The 23,334-nt window shown below is 54.4% G+C and carries 22 protein-coding genes; 7 read left to right on the top strand and 15 right to left on the bottom strand.

Annotation, left to right across the window (positions count from 1 at the left end; translation table 11 throughout):
- Position 1 precedes the first annotated feature (1 nt).
- From AX755_RS21880 to zapE, 7 genes are all read right to left on the bottom strand, one after another.
- The gene (locus AX755_RS21880) at positions 2-709 is read right to left on the bottom strand and encodes a fimbria/pilus chaperone family protein (RefSeq protein WP_038420707.1); all 708 of its coding nucleotides are present in this window, start codon (positions 707-709) and stop codon (positions 2-4) included.
- Positions 710-817: 108 nt separating this feature from the next.
- A complete protein-coding gene (locus AX755_RS21875; protein ID WP_038983653.1) occupies positions 818-1,489 on the bottom strand; it encodes a DUF1120 domain-containing protein in 672 nt (223 codons plus the stop codon).
- Positions 1,490-1,910: 421 nt separating this feature from the next.
- The gene (gene sspB / locus AX755_RS21870; RefSeq protein WP_013098964.1) at positions 1,911-2,408 is read right to left on the bottom strand and encodes a ClpXP protease specificity-enhancing factor; all 498 of its coding nucleotides are present in this window, start codon (positions 2,406-2,408) and stop codon (positions 1,911-1,913) included.
- Between the two features lie 5 nt (positions 2,409-2,413).
- Positions 2,414-3,052, bottom strand: a complete 639-nt coding sequence (sspA, locus tag AX755_RS21865; RefSeq protein WP_013098965.1) for a stringent starvation protein SspA — start codon at positions 3,050-3,052, stop codon at positions 2,414-2,416.
- Between the two features lie 308 nt (positions 3,053-3,360).
- Positions 3,361-3,753: a 30S ribosomal protein S9 gene (gene rpsI / locus AX755_RS21855; RefSeq protein WP_000829818.1), complete on the bottom strand. Its 393-nt coding sequence runs from the start codon at positions 3,751-3,753 to the stop codon at positions 3,361-3,363.
- A 15-nt stretch (positions 3,754-3,768) separates the two neighbouring features.
- Positions 3,769-4,197, bottom strand: coding sequence for a 50S ribosomal protein L13 (gene rplM / locus AX755_RS21850; protein WP_013098967.1), 429 nt, complete (start codon positions 4,195-4,197; stop codon positions 3,769-3,771).
- A gap of 289 nt (positions 4,198-4,486) precedes the next feature.
- The gene (zapE, locus tag AX755_RS21845) at positions 4,487-5,611 is read right to left on the bottom strand and encodes a cell division protein ZapE (protein WP_062857451.1); all 1,125 of its coding nucleotides are present in this window, start codon (positions 5,609-5,611) and stop codon (positions 4,487-4,489) included.
- Between the two features lie 189 nt (positions 5,612-5,800).
- Between zapE and zapG the strand changes: the two genes are divergently transcribed.
- The 3 genes from zapG to degS all read left to right on the top strand — a co-directional run bounded on the left by zapG (position 5,801) and on the right by degS (position 8,900).
- Positions 5,801-6,199: a Z-ring associated protein ZapG gene (gene zapG / locus AX755_RS21840; RefSeq protein ID WP_008502832.1), complete on the top strand. Its 399-nt coding sequence runs from the start codon at positions 5,801-5,803 to the stop codon at positions 6,197-6,199.
- Between the two features lie 172 nt (positions 6,200-6,371).
- Positions 6,372-7,739 carry a serine endoprotease DegQ gene (gene degQ, locus AX755_RS21835; protein WP_013098969.1) on the top strand — a complete coding sequence of 456 codons (1,368 nt, stop codon included), beginning with the start codon at positions 6,372-6,374 and terminating at the stop codon, positions 7,737-7,739.
- A 93-nt stretch (positions 7,740-7,832) separates the two neighbouring features.
- Entirely contained in the window at positions 7,833-8,900 is a 1,068-nt protein-coding gene (gene degS, locus AX755_RS21830) for an outer membrane-stress sensor serine endopeptidase DegS (protein WP_013098970.1), read from the top strand.
- Positions 8,901-8,950: 50 nt separating this feature from the next.
- Here the strand turns inward: degS and mdh are convergent, their stop codons facing one another.
- Positions 8,951-9,889: a malate dehydrogenase gene (gene mdh, locus AX755_RS21825; RefSeq protein WP_020687375.1), complete on the bottom strand. Its 939-nt coding sequence runs from the start codon at positions 9,887-9,889 to the stop codon at positions 8,951-8,953.
- A gap of 397 nt (positions 9,890-10,286) precedes the next feature.
- Here mdh and argR point away from each other — a divergent pair, with 397 nt between their 5' ends.
- The 3 genes from argR (at position 10,287) to yhcN (AX755_RS21810) (ending at position 11,772) form a co-directional block, all read left to right on the top strand.
- Entirely contained in the window at positions 10,287-10,757 is a 471-nt protein-coding gene (gene argR / locus AX755_RS21820) for a transcriptional regulator ArgR (protein ID WP_013098972.1), read from the top strand.
- 375 nt (positions 10,758-11,132) lie between these two features.
- Positions 11,133-11,396 carry a peroxide/acid stress response protein YhcN gene (gene yhcN, locus AX755_RS21815; protein WP_013098973.1) on the top strand — a complete coding sequence of 88 codons (264 nt, stop codon included), beginning with the start codon at positions 11,133-11,135 and terminating at the stop codon, positions 11,394-11,396.
- A 109-nt stretch (positions 11,397-11,505) separates the two neighbouring features.
- The gene (gene yhcN, locus AX755_RS21810; protein WP_013098974.1) at positions 11,506-11,772 is read left to right on the top strand and encodes a peroxide/acid stress response protein YhcN; all 267 of its coding nucleotides are present in this window, start codon (positions 11,506-11,508) and stop codon (positions 11,770-11,772) included.
- Positions 11,773-11,839: 67 nt separating this feature from the next.
- Here the strand turns inward: yhcN (AX755_RS21810) and AX755_RS21805 are convergent, their stop codons facing one another.
- The 5 genes from AX755_RS21805 to aaeX all read right to left on the bottom strand — a co-directional run bounded on the left by AX755_RS21805 (position 11,840) and on the right by aaeX (position 16,817).
- On the bottom strand, positions 11,840-12,112 hold the full coding sequence (locus AX755_RS21805) for a barstar family protein (RefSeq protein ID WP_013098975.1): 273 nt from the start codon (positions 12,110-12,112) through the stop codon (positions 11,840-11,842).
- A gap of 45 nt (positions 12,113-12,157) precedes the next feature.
- A complete protein-coding gene (locus AX755_RS21800; RefSeq protein ID WP_023620890.1) occupies positions 12,158-13,612 on the bottom strand; it encodes an NAD-dependent succinate-semialdehyde dehydrogenase in 1,455 nt (484 codons plus the stop codon).
- A gap of 88 nt (positions 13,613-13,700) precedes the next feature.
- Positions 13,701-15,668: a p-hydroxybenzoic acid efflux pump subunit AaeB gene (gene aaeB, locus AX755_RS21795; protein WP_062857450.1), complete on the bottom strand. Its 1,968-nt coding sequence runs from the start codon at positions 15,666-15,668 to the stop codon at positions 13,701-13,703.
- 5 nt (positions 15,669-15,673) lie between these two features.
- Positions 15,674-16,606: a p-hydroxybenzoic acid efflux pump subunit AaeA gene (gene aaeA / locus AX755_RS21790; RefSeq protein ID WP_013098978.1), complete on the bottom strand. Its 933-nt coding sequence runs from the start codon at positions 16,604-16,606 to the stop codon at positions 15,674-15,676.
- A 7-nt stretch (positions 16,607-16,613) separates the two neighbouring features.
- Positions 16,614-16,817 (bottom strand): p-hydroxybenzoic acid efflux pump operon protein AaeX, encoded by a 204-nt coding sequence (gene aaeX / locus AX755_RS21785; RefSeq protein ID WP_062857449.1) that lies wholly within the window; start codon positions 16,815-16,817, stop codon positions 16,614-16,616.
- Positions 16,818-16,995: 178 nt separating this feature from the next.
- Between aaeX and aaeR the strand changes: the two genes are divergently transcribed.
- On the top strand, positions 16,996-17,922 hold the full coding sequence (gene aaeR / locus AX755_RS21780) for an HTH-type transcriptional activator AaeR (protein ID WP_013098979.1): 927 nt from the start codon (positions 16,996-16,998) through the stop codon (positions 17,920-17,922).
- Positions 17,923-17,971: 49 nt separating this feature from the next.
- Here the strand turns inward: aaeR and tldD are convergent, their stop codons facing one another.
- Positions 17,972-19,417 (bottom strand): metalloprotease TldD, encoded by a 1,446-nt coding sequence (tldD, locus tag AX755_RS21775; RefSeq protein WP_020687383.1) that lies wholly within the window; start codon positions 19,415-19,417, stop codon positions 17,972-17,974.
- Positions 19,418-19,501: 84 nt separating this feature from the next.
- Positions 19,502-23,302 carry an AsmA2 domain-containing protein YhdP gene (yhdP, locus tag AX755_RS21770; protein WP_062857448.1) on the bottom strand — a complete coding sequence of 1,267 codons (3,801 nt, stop codon included), beginning with the start codon at positions 23,300-23,302 and terminating at the stop codon, positions 19,502-19,504.
- Positions 23,303-23,334: the final 32 nt, after the last annotated feature.

The following is a 23,334-nucleotide window of genomic DNA, read 5'->3' as shown; positions in this document are numbered from 1 at the left end:
TTTATTTTTTATTGAGATCCGAGATAAAGCTGGGCACTTCGACCCCATAGCGGCTGGCCGGGAAAAACTTCACTTTCGTGTTTCCACTGACGGATTTGCCCATAGAAACCGTCATGGTTTCACCGGGTAAAATGTAGGTTTTGGCAAGCGATCCGCTGATGCCTGAAGGCTGCAGCACCACGTTCTGTGCCAGACGCACAACATATTTGCTTGGGTTTTTTACCGTGACGGACGTGCCTGACGCGGTCCATTCGAGGAATTTCCACGCATCGGTTACCACGGCCAGCTTCGCAGGGCGAATCAGCACGGGCAGGTCCTGACGAATATTGATGCCAATTTTCACTTTATTGTCATCGCTCTTCGGCGGGATCCCTTCGAAGGTCACACGCTTGTAGTGCTCAACGTCCAGCGGTTTGCTGGTTTGCAGGATGAAACGCAATTGCTGAGTCTGACCGGGCTCAAGACGCACCACGGGCTGAGTGGTGACGAGTTTCAGGCCTTTATCATCCGGCAGATCCACCACGTCGGTGTACAGCAGCGACGGATGGCTATCGGTATTTTTGACGTTGATGGTGCCACTGTGGGTCGCTTCATCGATCACCAGCAGACTGGTTTCTGGCACCATACCGGCTGCATGTACGCCAAACTGCGCAGAGAATAAAGCTGCGGCAGCGAGTGTTTTAAATAAAACCTTTTTAGAGCATGTCATATATATTCCTTGAAAGCACTACTTAACATTCCGTGTTGATGGCGCTTATTTTTGAGAGAAAGCGTATTCCCTCTGCATTAAATTTAACTCACTTTAAATTTGAAAGAATTACAGATACTTTAGGCTGATCGTCAACTGACCATCCAGCCGGGTATCATCGGTAATGGCAAGCGTTGTGGTATTCTGAATAGCCAGAGACGTTACCAGCGGAAATGTTGCTGTCTGGAAAGCAAGCGGGTCAATACTTCCCGCTAATGCGACGGTAATATTACGATTATTTTCACCCTGACTTGAACCATCAGTACTCTTAGCCCAGGTCGTTGAGCCATTCTGCTGATATATTGGATCGACAGATTTTCCGTCTGCAGTAACGCTATTCACCTTCATAAACATGGCATAAGAGCCAATATTTACGGTGCCTGCTTTGCCAACGCCATAGGTCTGGTTAGTCGCACTCTGTGCCCCACCCGTAAATGTACCGGCAGAAACGGTTAATCCTGCGTTAGAGTCGGCGCGATCGTCTATCATATTCCAGGCCACTTTTGTTGCTGCCGTGCAGGTGATGGTGAGATCGATATTCCGTTGCCCTAACTGGTTCACCGCCGTAGAGGACAATTCACCTAAGCGGATATTTCCATAGTCCACCACGCCGCCATTGCTAAATTCAGGAGTACAGGCCGAGGCTGTCAGCGTCCCTTTAATTTTCAATATCGCGGTTTCAGCGGCAAACGTAGAGTTTACGCAAAGGAATAATGCTGTAGCCAATAGAATTTTTTTCACGAGTTAATCCATAACTTATGATTTAAAGAAAATAAAATTCGACTGAATTCATCCTTGTTAGTCGCTATTACCTCCGTTTGCAAAATGCATGGTGCGATAATATAGAAATGATAAATACATGCAACTTAGGTTTATTAACTTTTCTTTTTAGATTTACTCAAACAATAGCCAGGATTTATAAAACAGAGGTTTCCAGATCTTTTTAGACCATTTATATTCAGAATAATTATTGCTTGCGATGATTTATTTTTTATGGCTTTGTATTCCAAAATTTCTGCCATATAGAATAAAGCATTGCACTGTCTTAATTTTGTACAAATCTATACATAGAAAAAATATCCGTTCAACAGGCGCTTAATCTTTACATCGGCAAAAAAAATCCAGCCGACTGAGGAGGGCTGGATTTTATAATGGATGACGCTTATTTTACCACTCTGAGAGCCGGACGCCCGCCGCGTGGTGGCGGATCGTCATCAGGATCGTTTTCATCCTGGCGGTCAGGTTTGTCGCCGTCGATAACCGACATCACCGTGTCGCTGTCTCGCTCCCCGGTTGCATCGTCTTCATTCAGGCTGGCAACGTCTTCATCGTAAGCCGCTTCCGGCTCGAACATCGTACCCGCGCCGTTTTCCCGCGCGTAGATAGCCAGCACCGCGGCCAGCGGCACGGAAACCTGACGTGGTACGCCGCCGAAACGCGCGTTAAAACGCACTTCGTCGTTCGCCAGTTCAAGATTACCCACCGCACGGGGGGCAATGTTCAAAACGATCTGTCCGTCACGCGCGTATTCCATCGGAACCAGCACGCCCGGCAACGTCACATCCACAACCAGGTGCGGCGTGAGCTGGTTATCCAGCAGCCATTCATAGAAGGCGCGCAGCAGATACGGACGGCGTGGTGAAAGTTGTGACATTTCCACAGTCATTAGCCTCGGCCGAGACGCATTTCACGTTCCGGTTCAGTTAAGGATGCCAGGAAGGAGTCGCGTTCAAAGACGCGGGTCATATAGCCTTTCAGCTCTTTTGCGCCCGGGCCGCTGAATTCAACGCCAAGTGTCGGCAGGCGCCACAGCAGCGGTGCCAGGTAGCAGTCCACCAGGCTGAACTCATCGCTCAGGAAGAATGGTTTCTGGCCGAACACAGGGGCAATCGCCAGCAGCTCTTCACGCAGTTGTTTACGTGCAGCGTCTGCTTCTGAAGCAGAGCCGTTTTCGATCACGTTCATCAGCGTGTACCAGTCTTTCTCGATACGCTGCATGTACAGGCGGCTTTCGCCACGCGCAACAGGGTAAACAGGCATCAGCGGTGGATGCGGGAAACGCTCATCCAGGTATTCCATAATGATACGGGATTCCCACAGGGTCAGCTCGCGATCCACCAGCGTTGGTACACTTTGGCTCGGGTTGAGATCGATCAGATCCTGAGGTGGGTTATCCTTTTCCACATGCTCGATCTCAAAACTGACACCCTTCTCGGCCAGCACGATACGAACCTGATGGCTATAAATGTCAGTAGGACCAGAAAACAGCGTCATTACCGAACGTTTGTTGGCAGCGACAGCCATGAAAACCTCCAGGTATATTCAGAATTTTTACTGCTACCGGCCCGGTGGGGCCAGCCAGATGATGTAGCGCCCATCCCAGAGAAGACACATTGTTCAAGAATCGAACAAAAATCGAGTATTCACCGATATTTGGGCAGAAAATTGGATGATAGTTTACCAGATTTTGATGGCTTTGTGGTGAGGGGATTCTGGAAATGCGGAAAAAGAGGAGATATATGCATTGATAATGTGGATAACCTGAGCATTACCCATAAAAAAACCCGCCGAAGCGGGTTTTTCGCCAATCGTTCTGCGTGAGCAGAAAATGATTAACGTTTGGAGAACTGTGGACGACGACGTGCTTTACGCAGACCCACTTTCTTACGTTCAACCTGACGAGCGTCACGAGTAACGAAGCCAGCTTTACGCAGTTCAGAACGCAGGGATTCGTCGTACTCCATCAGAGCGCGGGTGATACCGTGACGGATTGCACCTGCCTGACCGGAGATACCACCACCTTTAACGGTGATGTACAGATCCAGTTTTTCTACCATATCAACCAGTTCCAGCGGCTGGCGAACTACCATGCGGGCAGTTTCGCGACCGAAGTACTGTTCCAGAGAACGCTGGTTGATTACGATTTTACCGTTGCCCGGTTTGATGAACACGCGAGCTGCGGAACTTTTGCGGCGACCAGTGCCGTAGTATTGATTTTCAGCCATTGCCTATAATCCCGATTAGATGTCAAGAACTTGCGGTTGCTGTGCCGCGTGGTTGTGCTCGTTACCTGCGTAAACTTTCAGTTTACGGAACATAGCACGACCCAGCGGGCCTTTTGGCAGCATGCCTTTAACCGCGATTTCAATCACACGCTCAGGACGGCGAGCAATCATCTCTTCAAAGGTCGCTTCTTTGATACCACCGATGTGGCCAGTGTGGTGGTAGTACATTTTGTCTTCGCGCTTGTTGCCGGTTACAGCAACTTTTTCTGCGTTCAGAACGATGATGTAGTCACCAGTATCAACGTGCGGAGTGTATTCCGCTTTGTGCTTACCGCGCAGGCGACGAGCCAGTTCAGTAGCCAGACGGCCCAGAGTTTTACCGGTCGCGTCAACAACATACCAGTCGCGTTGTACGGTTTCTGGTTTAGCTGTAAAAGTTTTCATTAAAAGCTTACCCAAATAATAAGTTACACGTTGGTGAACACCCAAACGTTTAGTCAGTTGAGGTTCACACGACAAAGTCCGGCAAACCTACCCCTTCGAATAGCTCATGCCGACACATAGAAAGTTTCGGGAAAAAAACCTTCTCGTAACGTGGGGTCGCAAGATTATAGAGAAGTTGAGGTCAAAGATCGACCCTTAAATGTGATTTGGAATGGGTTTTTCGGGGGGCGAGTTTTTGCGGTCCGGTGCCCTCACCCCCAGCCCCTCTTCCACGGGGAGAGGGTAGCATTTAAGGCATATGCTCCAGCTTCAGGTACTCCTCGCTCTGCATCTCCTGCAGGCGCGACAGGCAGCGCTGGAACTCAAACTTCAAACGTTCCCCCTGATACACCTCATATAAAGGCACCTCGGCGCTCACCACCAGCTTGACGTGGCGTTCGTAAAACTCGTCCACCAGCGCAATGAAGCGTCGCGCTTCGCTTTCCATCAGCCGTGTCATGACGGGTACATCCAGCAGCATCACCGTGTGGAACAGGCGCGAAAGGGCGATGTAGTCGTGCTGACTGCGGGCATCCACGCACAGCGTCGCAAAAGAGACCGCCAGCGTTTGGTTTTCAACACCGAGCGTAGGCAACGGACGATGGTTAATCTCCAGCGTCGGGGCGTTTTCGCGCTTTGCCCCCGCCAGCGCCAGCCACAGTTTATCCATCTGGCGGGTGGTCTCGGCATTCAGCGGTGAGAGCCACAGGTGCGCCTGAGTCAGCGTGCGCAAACGGTAATCCACGCCTGCATCAACGTTCATAATGTCACAATGCTGTTTGATGGCATCAATGGCAGGCAGGAAACGCGCCCGTTGGAGGCCGTTACGATACAGCTCATCCGGCGGAATATTCGAGGTGGCGACCAGCGTGATGCCGCGGGCAAACAGCGCTTTCATCAGGCCGCCCAACAGCATGGCATCGGTGATATCCGAAACAAAAAACTCATCGAAACAGAGGACGTCCGTTTCGGCCTTAAACCTGTCAGCCACAACCTCCAGCGGATCGCTTTTGCCCTGCAGCGCCGTTAACTCTTCATGCACCCGCAGCATAAAGCGGTGGAAGTGCAGGCGTTGTTTACGCTCACCCGGCAGGCTCTGATAAAACAGATCCATCAACCAGGTTTTCCCGCGACCGACACCGCCCCACATATATAAACCGCGTGCCGGAGCGTTAGCCTGTGGCTCTTTTTTTCCGAGCAGTCGGCTCAATGCCGCCTTCAGCCCACCGCTCTGCCCTGCTTCCGCAGGTTTTGCCGTAAGCTCATGGAAAAGGGTATCCAGACGGTTAACCGCTTCACGTTGAACGTCATCCGGCTGATGTGAGCCCTCGTCCAGGGCCAGTTGATATCGCGATGCGGGGGACAGGTTTTGCATAATCTTGTTGTTATTCCTTCAATTAAACCTCATCAGCAGGCGTGACTGATGAAAAAAAGGCCGTTCTACACTACGCGATGATACGTCAGGATTCCACTTCTGCAGAAATAGCGGTTATAGTGGCAATATCAGGCACAGGCAGGAGCCGAGCCAACACCCTACGGAACAACAAGACAACGGGAGAAGTTCATGACCTGGGAATATGCGCTAATCGGTTTAGTCGTCGGCATCGTGATCGGTGCTGTGGCCATGCGTTTCGGTAATCGCAAATTGCGTCAGCAGCAGTCACTGCAATACGAACTGGAAAAGAACAAAGCCGAGCTGGAAGAGTACCGCGAAGAGCTGGTCAGCCACTTTGCCCGTAGCGCTGAGCTGCTGGACAATATGGCGACCGACTACCGCCAGCTGTATCAGCACATGGCAAAAAGCTCCAGCAGCCTGCTGCCGGAAATGACCGCGGAAACCAACCCGTTCCGCAACCGTCTGGCAGACTCTGAGGCCGGTAACGATCAGGCCCCTGTTCAGATGCCTCGCGACTATTCTGATGGCGCGTCCGGCCTGCTGCGCGGCGGTGTTAAGCGCGATTAATCACACAACCTGAAATTATTTTACGGGCGCAGCGATTGCGCCCGTCCTTTCTTCCTGACCCCAGCTATTATTTAGTTAAACACCTCATTGTTCAGCGGTTTAAAATTCAATAACATCAACGTGTTTTTGGGCCCGTTTTTTCCTTTACTCCAGGTTACGAGAGTCAGCATCGATGAAGAAAAAGAACCAGCTGTTGAGCGCGTTAGCGTTAAGTGTCGGGTTATCTCTCTCGGCGTCCTTCCCTGCCTTTGCCGCCCTTCCCTCGCAGGTGCCGGGCCAGACGGCGATTCCGAGCCTCGCACCCATGCTGGAAAAAGTGTTGCCTGCGGTAGTCAGCGTGCAGGTAGAAGGCACTGCCGTGCAAAGCCAGCGCGTACCTGAAGAACTGAAAAAATATTTTGGCGATGAGTCGCCCGACCAGCAGGCTCAGCCTTTTGAAGGGCTGGGCTCAGGCGTCATCATTGATGCGGCCAAAGGCTATATTCTGACCAACAACCACGTTATCAGCCAGGCCGATAAAATCAGCGTGCAGCTGAATGATGGTCGGGAATTTGATGCCAAACTGATCGGCGGCGATGACCAGAGCGACATCGCGCTGTTGCAGGTGCAAAACCCAAGTAATCTGACCCAGATTGCCATCGCCGACTCCGACAAACTGCGCGTCGGCGACTTTGCTGTTGCCGTGGGCAACCCCTTTGGTTTAGGACAAACGGCGACCTCCGGGATCATTTCCGCGCTGGGGCGCAGCGGCCTGAATCTTGAAGGCCTGGAAAACTTTATCCAGACCGATGCCTCAATTAACCGCGGGAACTCCGGCGGGGCGCTGCTGAACCTTAACGGCGAGCTGATTGGTATTAACACAGCAATCCTCGCGCCAGGTGGCGGCAGTATCGGGATCGGGTTTGCGATTCCCAGCAATATGGCCAAAACGCTGGCACAGCAGCTTATCCAGTTTGGTGAAGTCAAACGCGGCCTGTTGGGCATCAAAGGGATGGAGATGAGCGCCGATATCGCAAAAGCGTTCAACATCAACGTGCAGCGCGGTGCGTTCGTCAGTGAAGTGCTGCCCAATTCCGGCTCGGCAAAAGCGGGCATTAAATCAGGTGATGTGATCGTCAGCCTGAATGATAAGCCGCTGAGCAGCTTTGCAGAGCTGCGCTCACGTATCGCCACCACCGAACCGGGCGCCAAAGTGAAGCTGGGCCTGATTCGTGACGGCAAACCGCTGAATGTGGAAGTGACGCTGGACAAGAGCACCTCTTCCTCCGCCAGTGCGGAGCTTATCGCCCCGGCGCTGCAGGGCGCGACCCTCAGCGACGGGCAACTGAAAGACGGCACCAAAGGCATCAGCATCGATACCGTAGAGAAGAGCAGCCCTGCCGCGCAGGCGGGATTGCATCAGGATGATGTGATCATCGGCGTGAATCGCACTCGCGTGCAGTCTATCGCTGAGCTGCGCAAGGTGCTGGAAAGTAAACCAACGGTCATTGCCCTGCAAATTATGCGCGGCAACGAATCTATCTATATTCTGTTGCGCTAAGCATTTGCTATCCCGGGTATCACCGCCGCGTGTGATGTCCGGGATAACTCATGTTATGCTGCAAACCGTTCCTTTTTTAACGACACGCGCATCATGCTTTTAAAGCTCTTTCGTTCCATTGCCATCGGTTTGATTGTTGCGGGCCTGCTGTTAGCGGCCATGCCGTCTTTACGCCAGTTCAACAAGCTGTCGGCTCCCCAGTTTGACAGCGCGGATGAAACGCCTGCCACCTATAATCAGGCCGTTCGCCGTGCCGCACCCGCAGTGGTGAACGTCTACAACCGTGGTCTTAACAGTTCAGCCCATAACCAGCTGGAGATCCGTACCCTCGGCTCCGGCGTGATTATGGACGATCGCGGATACATCATTACCAACAAGCACGTGATCAACGATGCTGACCAGATCATCGTCGCACTTCAGGATGGCCGCGTGTTTGAGGCCTTACTTGTCGGCTCTGACAGCCTGACCGATCTGGCCGTGCTGAAAATCAACGCCACCGGCGGGCTGCCCGTGATTCCGATCAACCGTAAACGCACTCCGCACATTGGCGATGTGGTTCTGGCTATCGGTAACCCATACAACTTGGGGCAGACCATCACCCAGGGGATCATCAGCGCCACGGGTCGCATCGGTCTGAACCCATCGGGACGGCAGAACTTCCTGCAAACCGATGCCTCCATCAACCACGGGAACTCCGGCGGTGCGCTGGTCAACTCGCTGGGCGAGCTTATGGGTATCAACACCCTCTCCTTCGATAAAAGCAACGATGGCGAGACGCCGGAAGGGATCGGCTTTGCCATTCCGTTCCAGCTGGCAACCAAAATTATGGACAAGCTGATCCGGGACGGTCGCGTGATCCGCGGTTACATCGGGATTGGTGGTCGCGAAATTGCCCCTATGCATACACAGGGTGGCGGGATCGATCAGATTCAGGGGATTGTGGTTAACGAAGTGGCGCCTGGTGGACCGGCTGCCAATGCGGGCATTCAGGTTAATGATGTCATTCTGTCGGTCAACGGCACACCGGCGGTCTCTGCGCTTGAGACGATGGACCAGGTGGCAGAAATTCGTCCGGGTTCCATCATCCCGGTTGAAGTCATGCGCAACGATAAGAAACTGACGCTGCATGTGACCATTCAGGAATACCCGGCCACCAACTGACGGGCATAAAAAAACGGAGCGTAGCGCTCCGTTTTTTTACCGGGAAAAGATCACTTGTTAACGAACTCTTCGCCCAGCGTGATATCTTTCTTCAGCGTGTCCAGCATGCCTTCCATCGCGTTTTGTTCAAACGCGCTCAGCGTGCCAATTGGCTTACGCTCTTCGATACCATTTTTACCAAGCAGCAGCGGCTGGGAGAAGAAGCGCGCGTGTTCGCCATCGCCTTCAACATAAGCGCATTCAACCACGCCCTTCTCGCCCTGCAGCGCGCGAACCAGTGACAGACCGAAACGTGCAGCCGCCTGGCCCATAGACAGCGTTGCAGAACCGCCACCTGCCTTCGCTTCCACCACTTCGGTGCCTGCGTTCTGGATACGTTTGGTCAGGTCAGCCACTTCCTGCTCGGTGAAGCTCACGCCAGGGATCTGCGAGAGCAGAGGCAGAATCGTCACACCAGAGTGACCACCGATGACCGGCACTTCAACTTCCGTAGGCTGCTTGCCTTTCAGCTCAGCCACGAAGGTGTTAGAACGGATGATATCCAGCGTGGTCACGCCGAACAGTTTGTTCTTGTCGTAAACGCCTGCTTTCTTCAGCACTTCTGCCGCAATAGCGACCGTGGTGTTCACCGGGTTAGTGATGATACCGATGCACGCTTTCGGACACACTTCAGCGATCTGCTGCACCAGGTTTTTCACGATGCCTGCGTTGACGTTGAACAGGTCGGAACGATCCATACCAGGCTTACGCGCCACGCCGGCGGAGATCAGCACAACGTCAGCACCCTGCAGCGCAGGACGTGCGTCTTCGCCGGAGAAACCTTTGATGTTAACAGCGGTCGGGATGTGGCTCAGGTCAACCGCCACACCTGGGGTTACCGGAGCAATGTCGTACAGGGAGAGTTCTGAGCCTGAAGGCAGTTGGGTTTTCAGTAGTAGGGCAAGCGCCTGGCCGATACCACCAGCAGCGCCGAGGACTGCGACTTTCATCCTAAACTCCTTATTATGGTTAACTTAAGTATCTGTAAATCCGTTGCAGCGACCTTAATTCAGCAGGTAATTAATTACAATTTTCGTAGCTAAAGAATTTGAGGTCACGCGACTTTCTCTCTTCCCAGAAGACTCTCTGACAACAGACGGCAACGAATTAAGAGGTGGTTACAATACACCCTGCCACGCCACCAAAACAACATCATTTTGATAACATTTAATTTACTTTTAAGCTTATTTGCGTGGCGTGACCCAGGCATGTTTTCCGATAACGAAATCTGATAATATCACTCCCTTTCATAACATTATTTCAGGCTACTGCCTGGTAGATAATTTGCATAAAAATTCATCCACATGCATAATAATGTTGTTTCTATCGTCATATTCCGGGTGACTTATGCGAAGCTCGTCTAAGCAAGAAGAATTAGTAAAGGCGTTTAAAGCGCTACTCAAAGAAGAGAAATTCAGTTCTCAGGGAGAAATTGTTCAGGCGCTGCAGGAACAAGGCTTCGACAATATCAACCAGTCGAAAGTCTCCCGTATGTTGACCAAATTTGGCGCAGTGCGTACCCGTAACGCCAAAATGGAGATGGTCTATTGCCTGCCAGCTGAACTTGGCGTGCCGACAACCTCCAGCCCGCTGAAGAATCTGGTTCTGGATATCGACCACAACGATGCCGTTGTGGTGATCCACACAAGCCCTGGTGCCGCACAGCTGATTGCCCGCATGCTGGACTCTCTGGGTAAAACGGAAGGGATTCTCGGTACAATCGCCGGTGATGACACCATCTTTACCACGCCAGCCAACGGCTTTTCGGTGAAAGATCTCCACGAGGCGATCCTGGTTCTGTTCGAACAGGAGCTGTAATCCTCTCTCCCCGTAGCGTCGCTACGGGGTTCATTCTGCCCCCGCTGCGTTATCCCCTGTTTTCTCCTGTCCTCAATTTAACAAATAGTGCTTTTTACCACTCATTAACATTCAGCCAGTGAATGATAAATCAAAGAATCGCACAAAATATCAAAATCATTTATCCATATGATTTACTTAGATATAACACGCCAACGCGAACAAAAAATGACCAATATTATGCCATTAGGTTATAAAAATTGCGCTGTTTAACACGTAATTACCCATGAAACAATTAGTCTGGTATTAATTTTTGCCGTTATTAGTGTATACTTGATTTTGTGATGAGGGTCACGAAACAAAGACCCCACTAAAAAATTCGACGAGGTAAAAATCATGAAAATCAAAACAACTGTAGCGGCGCTGAGCGTCCTGTCTGTCCTGTCATTCGGTGCTTTCGCAGCAGACTCCATTAATGCCGATCAGGCGCAATCCCGTGAGGCTATCGGTACGGTTTCTGTCGGCGCAATCGGCACGTCTCCAATGGACATGCATGAGATGCTGAACAAAAAAGCGGAAGAACAAGGTGCATCATCCTATCGCATCATTGAAGCGCGTTCCGGTGACCACTGGCACGCTACCGCTGAGCTGTATAAATAAGTTTTAGTAATAACAGAAGACGACTATCTCCACTCAACGGCACCAGGCATAAAAATAGCAGTTCAACCCTTCTCGCCGATGAGCAAAAACCTCTTCAGGAGCAAAGACTATGAAAACCAAATTAATCATCGCAACCCTCGGTCTGGCATCGGTTCTCTCTTTCGGCGCAAGCGCAGCCGTCCAGCAGGTGAATACCGAGCAGGCGCAAAATCTGCAGTCTATGGGTAGTGTTTCCGTAACGTCCGTCACCGGCTCTCCGATGGATATCCGTCAGGAGCTGGCCGCAAAAGCTGAAAAAGCAGGCGCCAGTAGCTACCGCGTCACCGAACTGAATCAGGGTGACCACTGGCACGCTACGGCAGAACTGTATAAATAAACCCTCGTCGTATCTCATCATACGACTTGCCCCTGGCCTCGCTGGTCAGGGGCTTTTTTTCGCGTAATCAATGGCGCGCGTTGAAACGCAACTGCCCTTCCAGCTCTTCTTCTGCTTCATCAAACAATAAAATCAGCGCCCCAAATCGCCTGCGCAGCTTATCGGGCAGATGAATAAACTCTATTTCCAGCGGTAACGGCAGCTGACTGCCGGTCACCACATCCCACAGCATATCCAGATTCGTGACGCTTTCCCGTTCCAGATCAAACGCCCGGATAAATTCACGATAGAAGTCTTCCTGACTGTCGATCTCGTCAAAATCAAAGGTATAGGTTTTCATTGCCAGCCACCCAGTCCAGGCGAGCGGCAGATGCCGCCCTGTCTATTATAATCCCCCGATATGCAGGGTTTTGACTTCCAGATACTCTTCCAGCCCCAGCACGGACCCTTCTCGACCCAGGCCAGACTCTTTTACCCCACCAAAAGGTCCAAGCTCCGTGGAAACGGCGCACTCATTAATCCCAATCATCCCGCTTTCGATTGCCTGCGAGACGCGGAAAACGCGCGACAGATTCTGAGTATAGAAGTAAGCCGCCAGACCATAAGGCGTGTTGTTGGCGCGCTGGATGACTTCATCTTCAGAAGTGAAACGGAAACAGGCGGCAACGGGACCAAACGTCTCTTCTTCCGCCAGTTTCATGCCTTCATGACAGTCGCCCAGCACGGTGGGCATCCAGAAATTGCCACCAAGCGGATGTGGTTTACCGCCCGCCAGGACCGTCGCCCCCCGGGCAACAGCGTCTTCCACATGCTCGCGCACTTTGTTCACCGCGGAGGGTTCAATCAGCGGGCCTACGACCACACCGTCTTCCAGACCATTTCCCACCTTCAGCGCGTTCACCGCATCGGCCAGTTTGTTCACAAACTTGTCGTAGACGGTTTCCTGAATATAGAAGCGGTTAACGCTGACGCAGACCTGTCCGGCATTACGGAATTTGTTGGCGATAGCCCCTTTGACGGCAGCATCGATGTCCGCATCTTCAAACACGATATACGGGGCATTCCCCCCCAGCTCCATCGAAACTTTTTTCATGGTGTCCGCGGCGTTACGCACCAGCGTTTTGCCGACGGAAGTGGAGCCGGTAAACGAGATTTTCCGCACCTCGTGGCTCGCCATAATCGCGTCGCTGATCTCATGCGTATTACCGGCCACGGCGTTGAGGACGCCATCCGGCACACCGGCCTGTTTCGCCAGCGTGAGCAGCGCAAACGCGCTGAGCGGGGTGTTGTTTGCCGGTTTGATGACCCCGGTACACCCCGCGGCCAGCGCCGGACCAAGCTTACGGGTGAGCATCGCCATCGGGAAGTTCCACGGCGTAATTGCCGCCACCACTCCCACAGGCTCACGGGTAGCCAGAATGCGGGAGCCCGGTTTGATCGGCGGAATAATTTCACCGTTAGCGCGCTTGGCCTCTTCGGCAAACCACTGAATAAAACTGGCGGCGTACTCCACCTCGCCTTCAGCTTCTTTCAGGGGTTTGCCCTGTTCGGTGGTCATTAACCGACCAAGCCAGCTTTTATTCTCGATAATCAGTTCATACCAGCGATAGAGAATGGTCGAGCGCTCTTTCGCGGTTTTGGCCCGCCAGGCCGGGAAGGCTTTCGCGGCGGCGGCAATCGCCTCTTCGGTTTCTGCTTTACCGGCTTTCGCCACTTTGGCGATAACATCACCGGTGGCCGGGTTCAACACATCAAACGTCGTGTCCAGCGTTTTCCATATGCCGTTAACCAGATAACCGGTCTGAAAAAGAATGTGGTCCTGAAGCGCCTGGGTAGTCATGTGTCCTCCCTTTCTGAATGTAAGAGCCTGCAGAAATAAGTATAGCCACAAAAAAACCGACGCTTTTGGCGTCGGTTTTTTACTTCAGTCAGTTATCCGTCAGGACATTCTGGTAGCGGTGCAGCATAAACACCAGCCGCGCTACCGGCTCTGTCACCTGAGGAGGTGCTTCCCAGACCCTGAGCTTCTCCTGGTAGACATCCAGCTCTTCCAGCAACTGCTTAAAGTAACGGCGTCGTTTGTCATCACTGGAGGCGGAAAGCACATGGTCCGCGGTGCGGCGCAACTGGCGGTGGAATGCCGACAGATCGTCGTTGATGGGCACCGGTGCGTTACGCAGGCGCTGATGCGCAATGATCATGGTTAACGCCAGACGAAAGCGGGCAATGTCGCCAGGGAATTTATTCAACAGTAAAAACAGCTGCTGATAGAGCGCAGGCAGATGGTTCTCTTTACGGCGCGCAGTGTTGGTGGTCATGGAGGAGACCGCCGCCGAAACGAACTGGTTCAACAGCACGCGACCTGTTCGCGCCTGGGAATTGTCGCGCACCAGCAGAATCACCATCATCGCCAGGAAACAGCCCACCAGCTGACCCAGGGCGCTGTCGAGGAACTGGCTGAAATGGAACGTCATGGGGTTATCCAGCACCAGAATATTAATAGTACTGGCGAGGGCACCGAGCGATCCCAGACGGCGCTTCTGCACTTCTATCCCGATAAAGAATGCCATCACCGCAAGACTGATACAGAGCAGCAACATGCTCTGCTGCGTGGACGGGAGGATCACCAGGAAATAGAGCGCGCCAAGCGGTAACGCGGCAATCGTGCCGTACAGGAAATCGATAGCGACCATACGCGGGTTGGGCAGACGCATTGCCAGCGCCGTGACGACGGCAATCATGACCATCGCGCCGCTGCCGGAGGTCCAGCCAGTCCACAGCCAGAACAGCGTGCCGAGCATACAGGCAAGCGTGGTACGCCAGAAGTTGACCATCGCGTGGTGGCGCTCAGCCGATTCCGCCTTGATCACCACTTCACCCTGCAGGACTTCCTCTTCCGCCGCGCTGATTTTCGTATTGCCGATCACGCCCCGTTTCAGCAGCAGGTAGCGCGTCGCGGCGCCAACCCACGTATAAATGGTCACCGGTGTGTCGCGCTCTCCGGTCCGGGCGATGACCCGCCGCATGCGTTTGAGCTGCTTATGTACGTCCTGCACCGTTTCCACCGGCTCGGCAAACAGTTCGCGGAAGGTATCGGTAACCGATTCCGGGCGGGTGTTCTGAATAAGGTAGGTTTCGCACGCCTGGGTAATCAGCGTTAAGGAGACGGTATTGATCGCTTTAAGACGACGGTTGGCGCGCGCCCAGCGCGAGGACTCCATGTTAAGGTTACTGCGCATCCCTTCCAGCGCCTGCGTGCGGCGAACCAGTCCACTCCAGGCTTTGTCCACCTCTTCGCTGTCACCGTGCTTGATGCAGAGCTGCATCAGCTGATACTGGGAGACGATCAGCGCATCCAGTTCGCGATCCACCTCCTGTTTGATGGAGCGAGGGGAGAAAAGCAGGTCAGCAACAATTGCGCAGACGATACCAATCACGATCTCACTGCAGCGTTCCACGGCAAACTGCGGCGCGAGCAGCGGTTCGGTTTGAATGGTGATGACAATAATCAGTGCGGTATAACCCGCCAGCCCCCAGGCGTAAGAGTTTTCGACCTTCACCAGAGAGGAGAGCCAGGTGCAGAAGCCCGCCCAGATACAGCACACCAATACCATCAACAGTGGCGTGCGGATCATCAGAATGATAATGGTGAGCGCGGCGATACAGCCGATAAACGTCCCAATGATACGCAGCATCCCGCGATAGCGGATCGCCCCGGAATAAGGTTCCCCACCTGCCGCGAATGCCGGGCCAGCCGCGACAATCGCCGCCGTTAACACCGCCCAGCGGGGGGTTTCCAGCTGGAAGTGAAACCCGACAAACAGTGCCAGCACAATGGCACTCGCCAGCTTCACGGCGAAGCGAATGTGCTGGCTGGCGATAGTAAAGATCCCCATAGCGATTAACCAAACTCGCGCAGACGATGGGCGATTTTACGGAAAATAGAGTCCTGGCTGGCGTCCCGGTCTTTCTCACCGGTGATGACCACCGTCGCGGTTGTGCCCGCAGGCCACAGGTTGCCCTGCTGTTCGTCCAGATGAATACGTACCGGCACACGCTGGGCCAGGCGCACCCATTCCAGGTTGGAATCAACCGTCGCCATCCCTTTCGCATCATTGGAGCTGCTGGAGTTGGTGACGCCAGCGGCAACGCTGTCTACGGTACCTTTAAAGACGCGGTTGCTGCCAAGCGGCGTGATCTCTGCGCGGTAGCCCGGACGAACGCCTTCCAGTTTGGTCTCTTCCATATAGGCAAGCACATAGAATGAGTTTTGTTTCACCAGCGCCACGGCGGTTGAACCGCGGGTGATAAACTCCCCGGCATAGACATTCAGGTTGGTGACCCAGCCATCGGCGGGTGCGCGGATCACGGTACGCTCCAGATCGAGCTTCGCCAGGTCGCGCGTCGCCTGCGCCTTTGCCAGCTGATGCAGCACGGTTTGCAGCACGTTGTTAGACTGATCGATCTCTTCCCGGGACATCGCCTGAACCCCCAGCTGGTTACGGCGGCCCGCCTCGCGGCGTTTCTCCGCAGCCAGCGCCTGGTAATAGGCGACATCCGCTTCCGCTTCTTCCAGTGCTTTCTGGTAACGCGGCTGGTCAATGGTGAACAGCACCTGGTCTTTCTTCACCAGCTGGTTATCGTGGACGTTAACCGCCGTGATAAGACCGGCCACGTCGGGGGCGATCGCCACGACATCGGCGCTAAAACGCGCGTCACGCGTCCACGGTGATTCGGTGTAATAGACCCAGGCGCGAAAAATAGCGATGAACGCGAGGATAACCAGCGCCATGGTGATGGCGGTGCGGGAGATTTTTCTTGTTAGCGTTTTCACATCAACCTCAGACAAACATGCGCGATATCAGGTAGAACAGGCAGCAATACAGCGCGGTATTGAACAATGCAGGGTGCCAGACGAAATCGTAGATCCCGGTAGTAACCAGCACCTTGCGCACCAGCCAGAAGATCGCCAGTGATAAAAGAAGCTCGAAAAATATCGGTGGGAACGACAGACCGAACACCACGATAACGGGAAACAGACTCATGTTGACCTTGATAAGAGAGAGTGCAGGCTTCAGAATTTTTAGCGCACGCCACCGCGGGAGAGCAAGAAACGCCGGGCGAGAATGGCGCAGCCGTTATGTAATTAATAATATATTAACGTAACTGTTATGCTGTTATCTATAATATGTGATCTAAATCACTTTTAAGCCAGAGTGAACAATGGAACGTTTAAAACGCATGTCGGTCTTCGCCAAAGTGGTTGAACTTGGCTCATTTACTGCTGCTGCCCGGCAGTTACAGATGAGCGTCTCCTCCATCAGTCAGACGGTGTCAAAACTGGAAGATGAACTGCAGGTGAAGCTGCTCAACCGCAGCACCCGCAGTATTGGTCTGACGGAAGCGGGTAAAATTTACTATCAGGGCTGTCGCCGCATGATGCATGAAGTGCAGGATGTTCACGAGCAGCTCTATGCCTTTAACAACACGCCCATCGGGACACTGCGGATTGGCTGTTCTTCAACTATGGCACAAAATGTTCTCGCCGCCATGACCGCAGAGATGCTGAAAGAATATCCGGGATTAACCGTGAATCTGGTTACCGGTATTCCCGCCCCGGACCTGATCGCAGACGGGCTGGATGTGGTGATCCGCGTTGGCGCGCTGCAGGACTCCAGCCTCTTCTCTCGTCGACTCGGGAGTATGCCGATGGTGGTCTGTGCCTCGAAGAGCTATCTGGCGCAGTACGGCGTGCCGGAGAAACCAGCCGATCTCGCCAACCACTCCTGGCTGGAGTACAGCGTCCGCCCCGATAATGAATTTGAACTGATTGCCCCGGAAGGCATTTCTACCCGACTGCTGCCGGAAGGACGGTTTGTTACCAACGATCCGATGACCATCTCGCGCTGGCTGGTGGCGGGCGCCGGGATCGCTTACGTCCCGTTAATGTGGGTGATCAATGAGATCAACAGCGGAGTGCTGGAGATCCTGTTCCCTCGCTACCAGTCCGATCCGCGTCCGGTGTATGCCCTGTATACCGAAAAAGACAAACTGCCGCTTAAGGTGCAGGTGTGCATTAACTATCTGACCGAGTATTTTGTGGAGGTTGCGGAACTGTTTCAGGGCATGCGGGGAAGAAGGAAAGAGTAAGTATTTCCCCTCTCCCCGTTGGGGAGAGGGTTAGGGTGAGGGGAGAAAATTACGCCGTGCCGCCCACCGTGAGGTTATCGACCTTCAGTGTCGGCTGGCCCACGCCCACTGGCAGGCTCTGGCCCTCTTTACCGCAGACGCCCACGCCGTTGTCCAGCTTGAGATCGTTACCGACCATGGAGATCTGCTGCATGGCTTCGATACCGGAACCAATCAGCGTCGCGCCTTTCACCGCTTTGGTCACTTTGCCTTTTTCGATCAGATACGCTTCTGACGTAGAGAAGACGAATTTACCGGAGGTGATGTCCACCTGACCACCGCCAAAGTTTGGGGCGAAGATCCCGTAATCAACAGACTCGATGATCTCCTGCGGCGTGGACTGGCCTGGCAGCATGTAGGTGTTAGTCATACGCGGCATCGGCAGATGCGCATAAGATTCACGACGGCCGTTACCCGTTGGCGCCACGCCCATCAGGCGCGCGTTCAGTTTGTCCTGCATATAGCCTTTCAGCACACCGTTTTCGATCAGCACGTTGTACTGACCCGGCGTACCTTCATCATCGATGGAGATAGAGCCACGGCGATCAACCATGGTACCGTCATCCACCACCGTGCACAGTTCAGAGGAGACAAGCTGCCCTATCTGACCGCTAAATACGGAGGTGCCGCGGCGGTTAAAGTCCCCTTCCAGACCATGCCCCACGGCTTCATGCAGCAGCACGCCCGGCCAGCCAGCGCCCAGTACCACCGGGAATGTCCCCGCAGGTGCCGCCACGGCAGAAAGATTGACCATCGCCATACGCACGGCTTCTTTTGCCCACGCGTCCGCACGGGCTTCACCGTCGACGTCACCCAGGAACCAGTCATAACCAAAACGACCACCGCCGCCGCTTGAGCCACGCTCGCGCTTGCCGTCCTCTTCCACCTGCACGCTGATGGAGAGACGCACCAGCGGACGGACATCCGCCGCCAGGGTGCCGTCCGTCGCCGCGACCAGAATCAGTTCATAGACACCGCTCAGGCTGGCAGACACTTCCTGTACGCGTTTATCAGCAGCACGCGCCACTTTGTCCACGCGGCGCAGGATATCCAGCTTCTCTTCACGGCTCATGCTCTGCAGCGGGTCGATGCTGGTGTAGAGCGCAGAATGCTGCACCTCACCCAGCGTTTTAACACGGCCATCGCCAGCGTCACGCACGATGGTACGTGCCGCCTGCGCGCTCTGCTCCAGCGCAGCCAGGCTTATCTGGTCCGCATAGGCAAAACCGGTTTTCTCGCCGCTGATGGCGCGCACGCCAACGCCCTGGTCAATGTTGTAAGAACCATCTTTGATGATGCTGTCTTCTAAAACCCAGGATTCGTGATAGCTCGACTGGAAATAGAGATCGCCGTAGTCGAGACGGCGTTCGGTCAGTTGACCAAGAATGGAGAACAGGTCCTGATGGCTCAGGCCGTTCGCTGCGAGCAAATGTTCACTTACCAGGTTCAGACTCATCGTATTGCTACTCGTTCGTTGCCGCCTGTGGCGGTATAAAGATCGTATTAATTGAGAGTGAGGCAATTACCTGCCCACGTCAAATCATTGCTGTGCATCTTTGCGCGGCTGGCGCAGCACTTCATTAATCTGCGGTTTATCCACCGGACCGGTGATGCGGTAACGCAGAATAGAGACTTTGCTCCACAGCGGCCCCAGCACTTTACTGGCGGCAAACACCGCAGCACCAACAATCGGGTTCACCACAAAGGCGGCTGCCACCCCCACGCTCGCGGAGATTTCTGGCGCCACCACGGCTTCCATATCAAGCTCGCGACGTACAAGGTTAACCGAGCCCTTCATGGCGATATCCGCTTCCAGACCGTCCACCAGCGTGTCGTCCGTATGCATAACGCCGTCCTTGATCCACGCCGTACTGCGGATGGAATCGTAGTAGAACCCTTCACTGAAGGTATCGCTGAAATCAAAACGCAGCTTACGCAGCAGTGCATCAAAGCTCAGGAGACGCAGGATCTGCCCGGCGCGTCCCGTGCTCACATCGGCAATTTCACCTTTTCCGAAGCGGGTTTTCAGTATGCCGTTAAGCGAGGCCTCATCCGGCTTCCACGGCGCGTCACGCCAGTGAAGATCGTAATCGACGTCAAATGACGAGCCGCGCAGCGGCGTGCTGATACCAAAGAAATTGGCTGCTGCATCCAGTTTGTTACCCTTAATGTCGCCTTTCAGCGAGGTGCGCTGTTCGCCTGGGTTATTCACCCACTCGCCCGCGGCCGTCAGACGACCAAAGCCGGTATCGACCAGTCCACCCGTGAGGCTCAGCGTGTTGCCCTGAATCGCGAAGTCACCGTCAATGCGGCCATATTTTTGTCCCCACAGCCAGCACTCAGCACAGCGCAGTTGCAGATCCGGCCAGCCGCTGAAGTCCACGCGGGAAGTGTTACTCAACGGCGATGCCGGAGTCGATTGATCTTTCCCGCCCGCCGTTGCCGGGTTGTAGTAGAGATAGCGGATTGCCGCCTGCCACGGGGCGTTATCGCGCATGGTCAGGGTGGCGTTGATCTCCCTGCCCTGAGCCTCTACTTTCGAGCCGTTAGCCGTGGGCTGAGAGACGATACTCAGGTTGTTCCACTGTTGCCCACCCAGCGTGAGCGACGGTGTGCGCACGGTGACGGTTTGCGGGAACTGCGCCGCCTCATCCACGTTTTGCCCGACACCTTTCTGGAACAGCGCCAGCCACTGCGCGCCATCCATCGGCGGGAGATTCAGCTCAATGCCCTGGTGATCCGGGAGCGGAGGCGTGGTTCGGCTGTCCGTCGTCCAGATGGCTTTGTCCAGGGTCAGCTTACGGTTGAGCAGCCAGCGGCTGTTGAAATGATTCATGCCACCCGCGCTGCCGGTTAACTCGAAGCTGTTCAGGTTGCCCACGACGTTAAGCGTCACGGGCAGCGCCTGTCCGGCCTGTTTATCCAGCGGTGCAGGCAACTGGCTGCTGAGATTTTTCAGATCGCCAGTAAGGTCGACCTTATACTTCGTACCGGCGTGGTAGGGCAGTTCAATATCCACCTTCCCCTTCCAGGCGGCTGCACCATCAACCGACTCCTGAATGGGTTTCGGCAGTACATCCATCCGCGAGGGTTGCCAGTTACCGTCCAGATTGACAGCCACCTGGTAGGCCTTCTCCCCCTCGGTGGTCGAGAAGTCGATGTTGACGGGCTGATTGAACCAGTTGGCTGTGAGCGGCTCACTCTTCAGGTTGCCGTTCACAAAGCTGAACTGCCCGCTGAGGTTCTTCAGCGTACTTTCCAGCGGTTTGATATACAGGCTGTTGTTGTTCAGGCGGACATCACCTTTGGCGGTGGTCATTTCGCCGTCCAGCGGGATATCCAGATGTAAGCGAGCATTCACATCGCCATCAAGCTGGAGTTGCTCAAGTGTGGCAGCCAGCGAGGCTTTCAGCGGCGTCTCTTCAAAATAGGGACCGACCGCCTTGCCCGGCCCGTTGATATCGGCATCAATCAGCAGTTTCTCTTTTGAGTAATCGGGGATATTTGCCGTCAGGTTGGTGGCCGTCACGCCGCCCAGCGCGACGCTGTCTGACTTCATCCACAACCCGTCATTGAGAAAATTAAGCTCAATATCGAGGTTTTTCAGTGCAGGCCAGCCCGGCTGGAACGCAAAGGTAGCGTTGTGCAACGGCACCAGCACCTGGAACTGACCTTCGTTATGTTTGTATGGGAAAAGATGCGGATTACCGCCATAGGCCAGGGTGGCGTTATCCGCCTGACCGCCCTGGATCGCCCCGCTCAGGTAGTCCACGAGCGCTTTACCCATCAGGTTTTCCGGGAAGTAACGCCAGGCCTGAGAACCGTCGCTGGTGCTGATCCCCGCCAGAATACCCAACCACGGCTCTTCACCTTCAGGCTTTAAATAGCGGAAATCCCCGCGGGCATGAACCGCTTTGGCTTTCACATCGATATGGCGGCCATCAAGCTGGAAGCCTTTATCATTGCGCAGCCAGTTAAGCACCGCGTTGCCTTTTTCAATTTCCAGAGGTGCCCTGAAGACCGTTTCATAAGGCATTTTGGCGTCATGCATCTCAACGGTCAGCCTGCCGTTCTCAACGCTGCCCTCCAGCTTGCCGCTGAAGTTCTCAGCCCCCGGCAGCAGTTTCCACTGTTTCCAGGCCAGATCTTTCCACGTCGCCTGGAAGCGGGTTTTCTCGGTTGCCTGCAGCGGGATATCCAGCGCGAGGGCGTCAATTTCCCCACTTGGCTGCGTTGCCAGCCAAACGTCACCCAAATCCGGAGAGAGCTTCGCTGCCATGGAGCGCAGCCCTTCAATGGCCGCCAAATCGAGATGCGTGGCGCGGATACGCAGCTCATCGCTACGCTTATTATTCGTGCCGCCGACATCCTGCTCAGGCATCCATGCCAGCGTCAGCGCGCCGCGCGGCCAGGGTTTGCCGTCCATGGTGATGCGCGTATCCGGGATGGCAAACTGCCAGCCCCCTTTCTCTTTCGTCACATGTGCGATGAGGTTATCTACAGAGAGTTGATGCTGCTTGCTTTCGCCTTGCCAGCTTGCACCGCCCTGCTTCAGCCAGATATCGCCGCTGGCGAACACGCCTTTCGTCAGGGTCATCCAGCCTTCCAGGCTAAAACGGGCCGTTTCCAGCTGCATATTTTGCTGCAGCCAGTCGCCGAGCCACGGCTTCACATCCACGTCGTCAGCCTGCAGCCACACCTTGCCGTTGTTGAGCAAGCCGTCGTCGTCACGCAGATCCATACGGACCTGCATGACCCCATGCTGGCCGTTCAGGCTGGAGAGGTTCACCTGCCCCTCGGCACGGTGACGCTCTTTGCCGTTAAGCCAGGTCAGTTGCGGGATCTTCAGTTCGGCGCGTTGGCCGGAAAGGGTAATAAAGCTCACTTCGCTGTCGCGCAGATCGAAATGATCGAACTGACGCAGGAAGAGATCGCTCAGGCGGTTGGCTTCAAGGCTCTGCGTGTTATCCCCGCCGGAGAGCGGCGTGTTGGTCAAAAACTGAAGCTGATAAAAGGTGAGATCGCGGAACTGCCAGCGCATGTGCAGCAGGCTTTGCCAGACATCCAGTGCCAGGGTCACGCGTTTGATTTTCAGATAGCCGCCATCTTTCAGGCTGGCACTGATGTCCCGGGCATCCAGCGTCGGGCCAAAGTTTTGCCAGCTTGCGCTGACCTGGCTTACGTCAACCGGCACACCGGTGGCGGATTCGATCTTCGCCAGCACCTGCGGACGCCAGCTGTCCAGATGCGGTAAAACGAGGCGCAGCCCGCTCACGAGCAGCGCGACAATCACGACAAGCGTTGCCCCTGTAAGCAGTAAAATCCCCGGCAATCGCCTCACGCATCTCTCCTTGTCAGCTTTTTCACGCAGCG

The sequence above is a fragment of the Enterobacter sp. SENG-6 genome (assembly GCF_001605945.1).
GTDB classification, from domain to species: Bacteria; Pseudomonadota; Gammaproteobacteria; order Enterobacterales; family Enterobacteriaceae; genus Enterobacter; species Enterobacter cloacae.
Note: the sequence above shows the minus strand (reverse complement) of the source record. Positions and strands in the feature narration are given on the sequence as shown.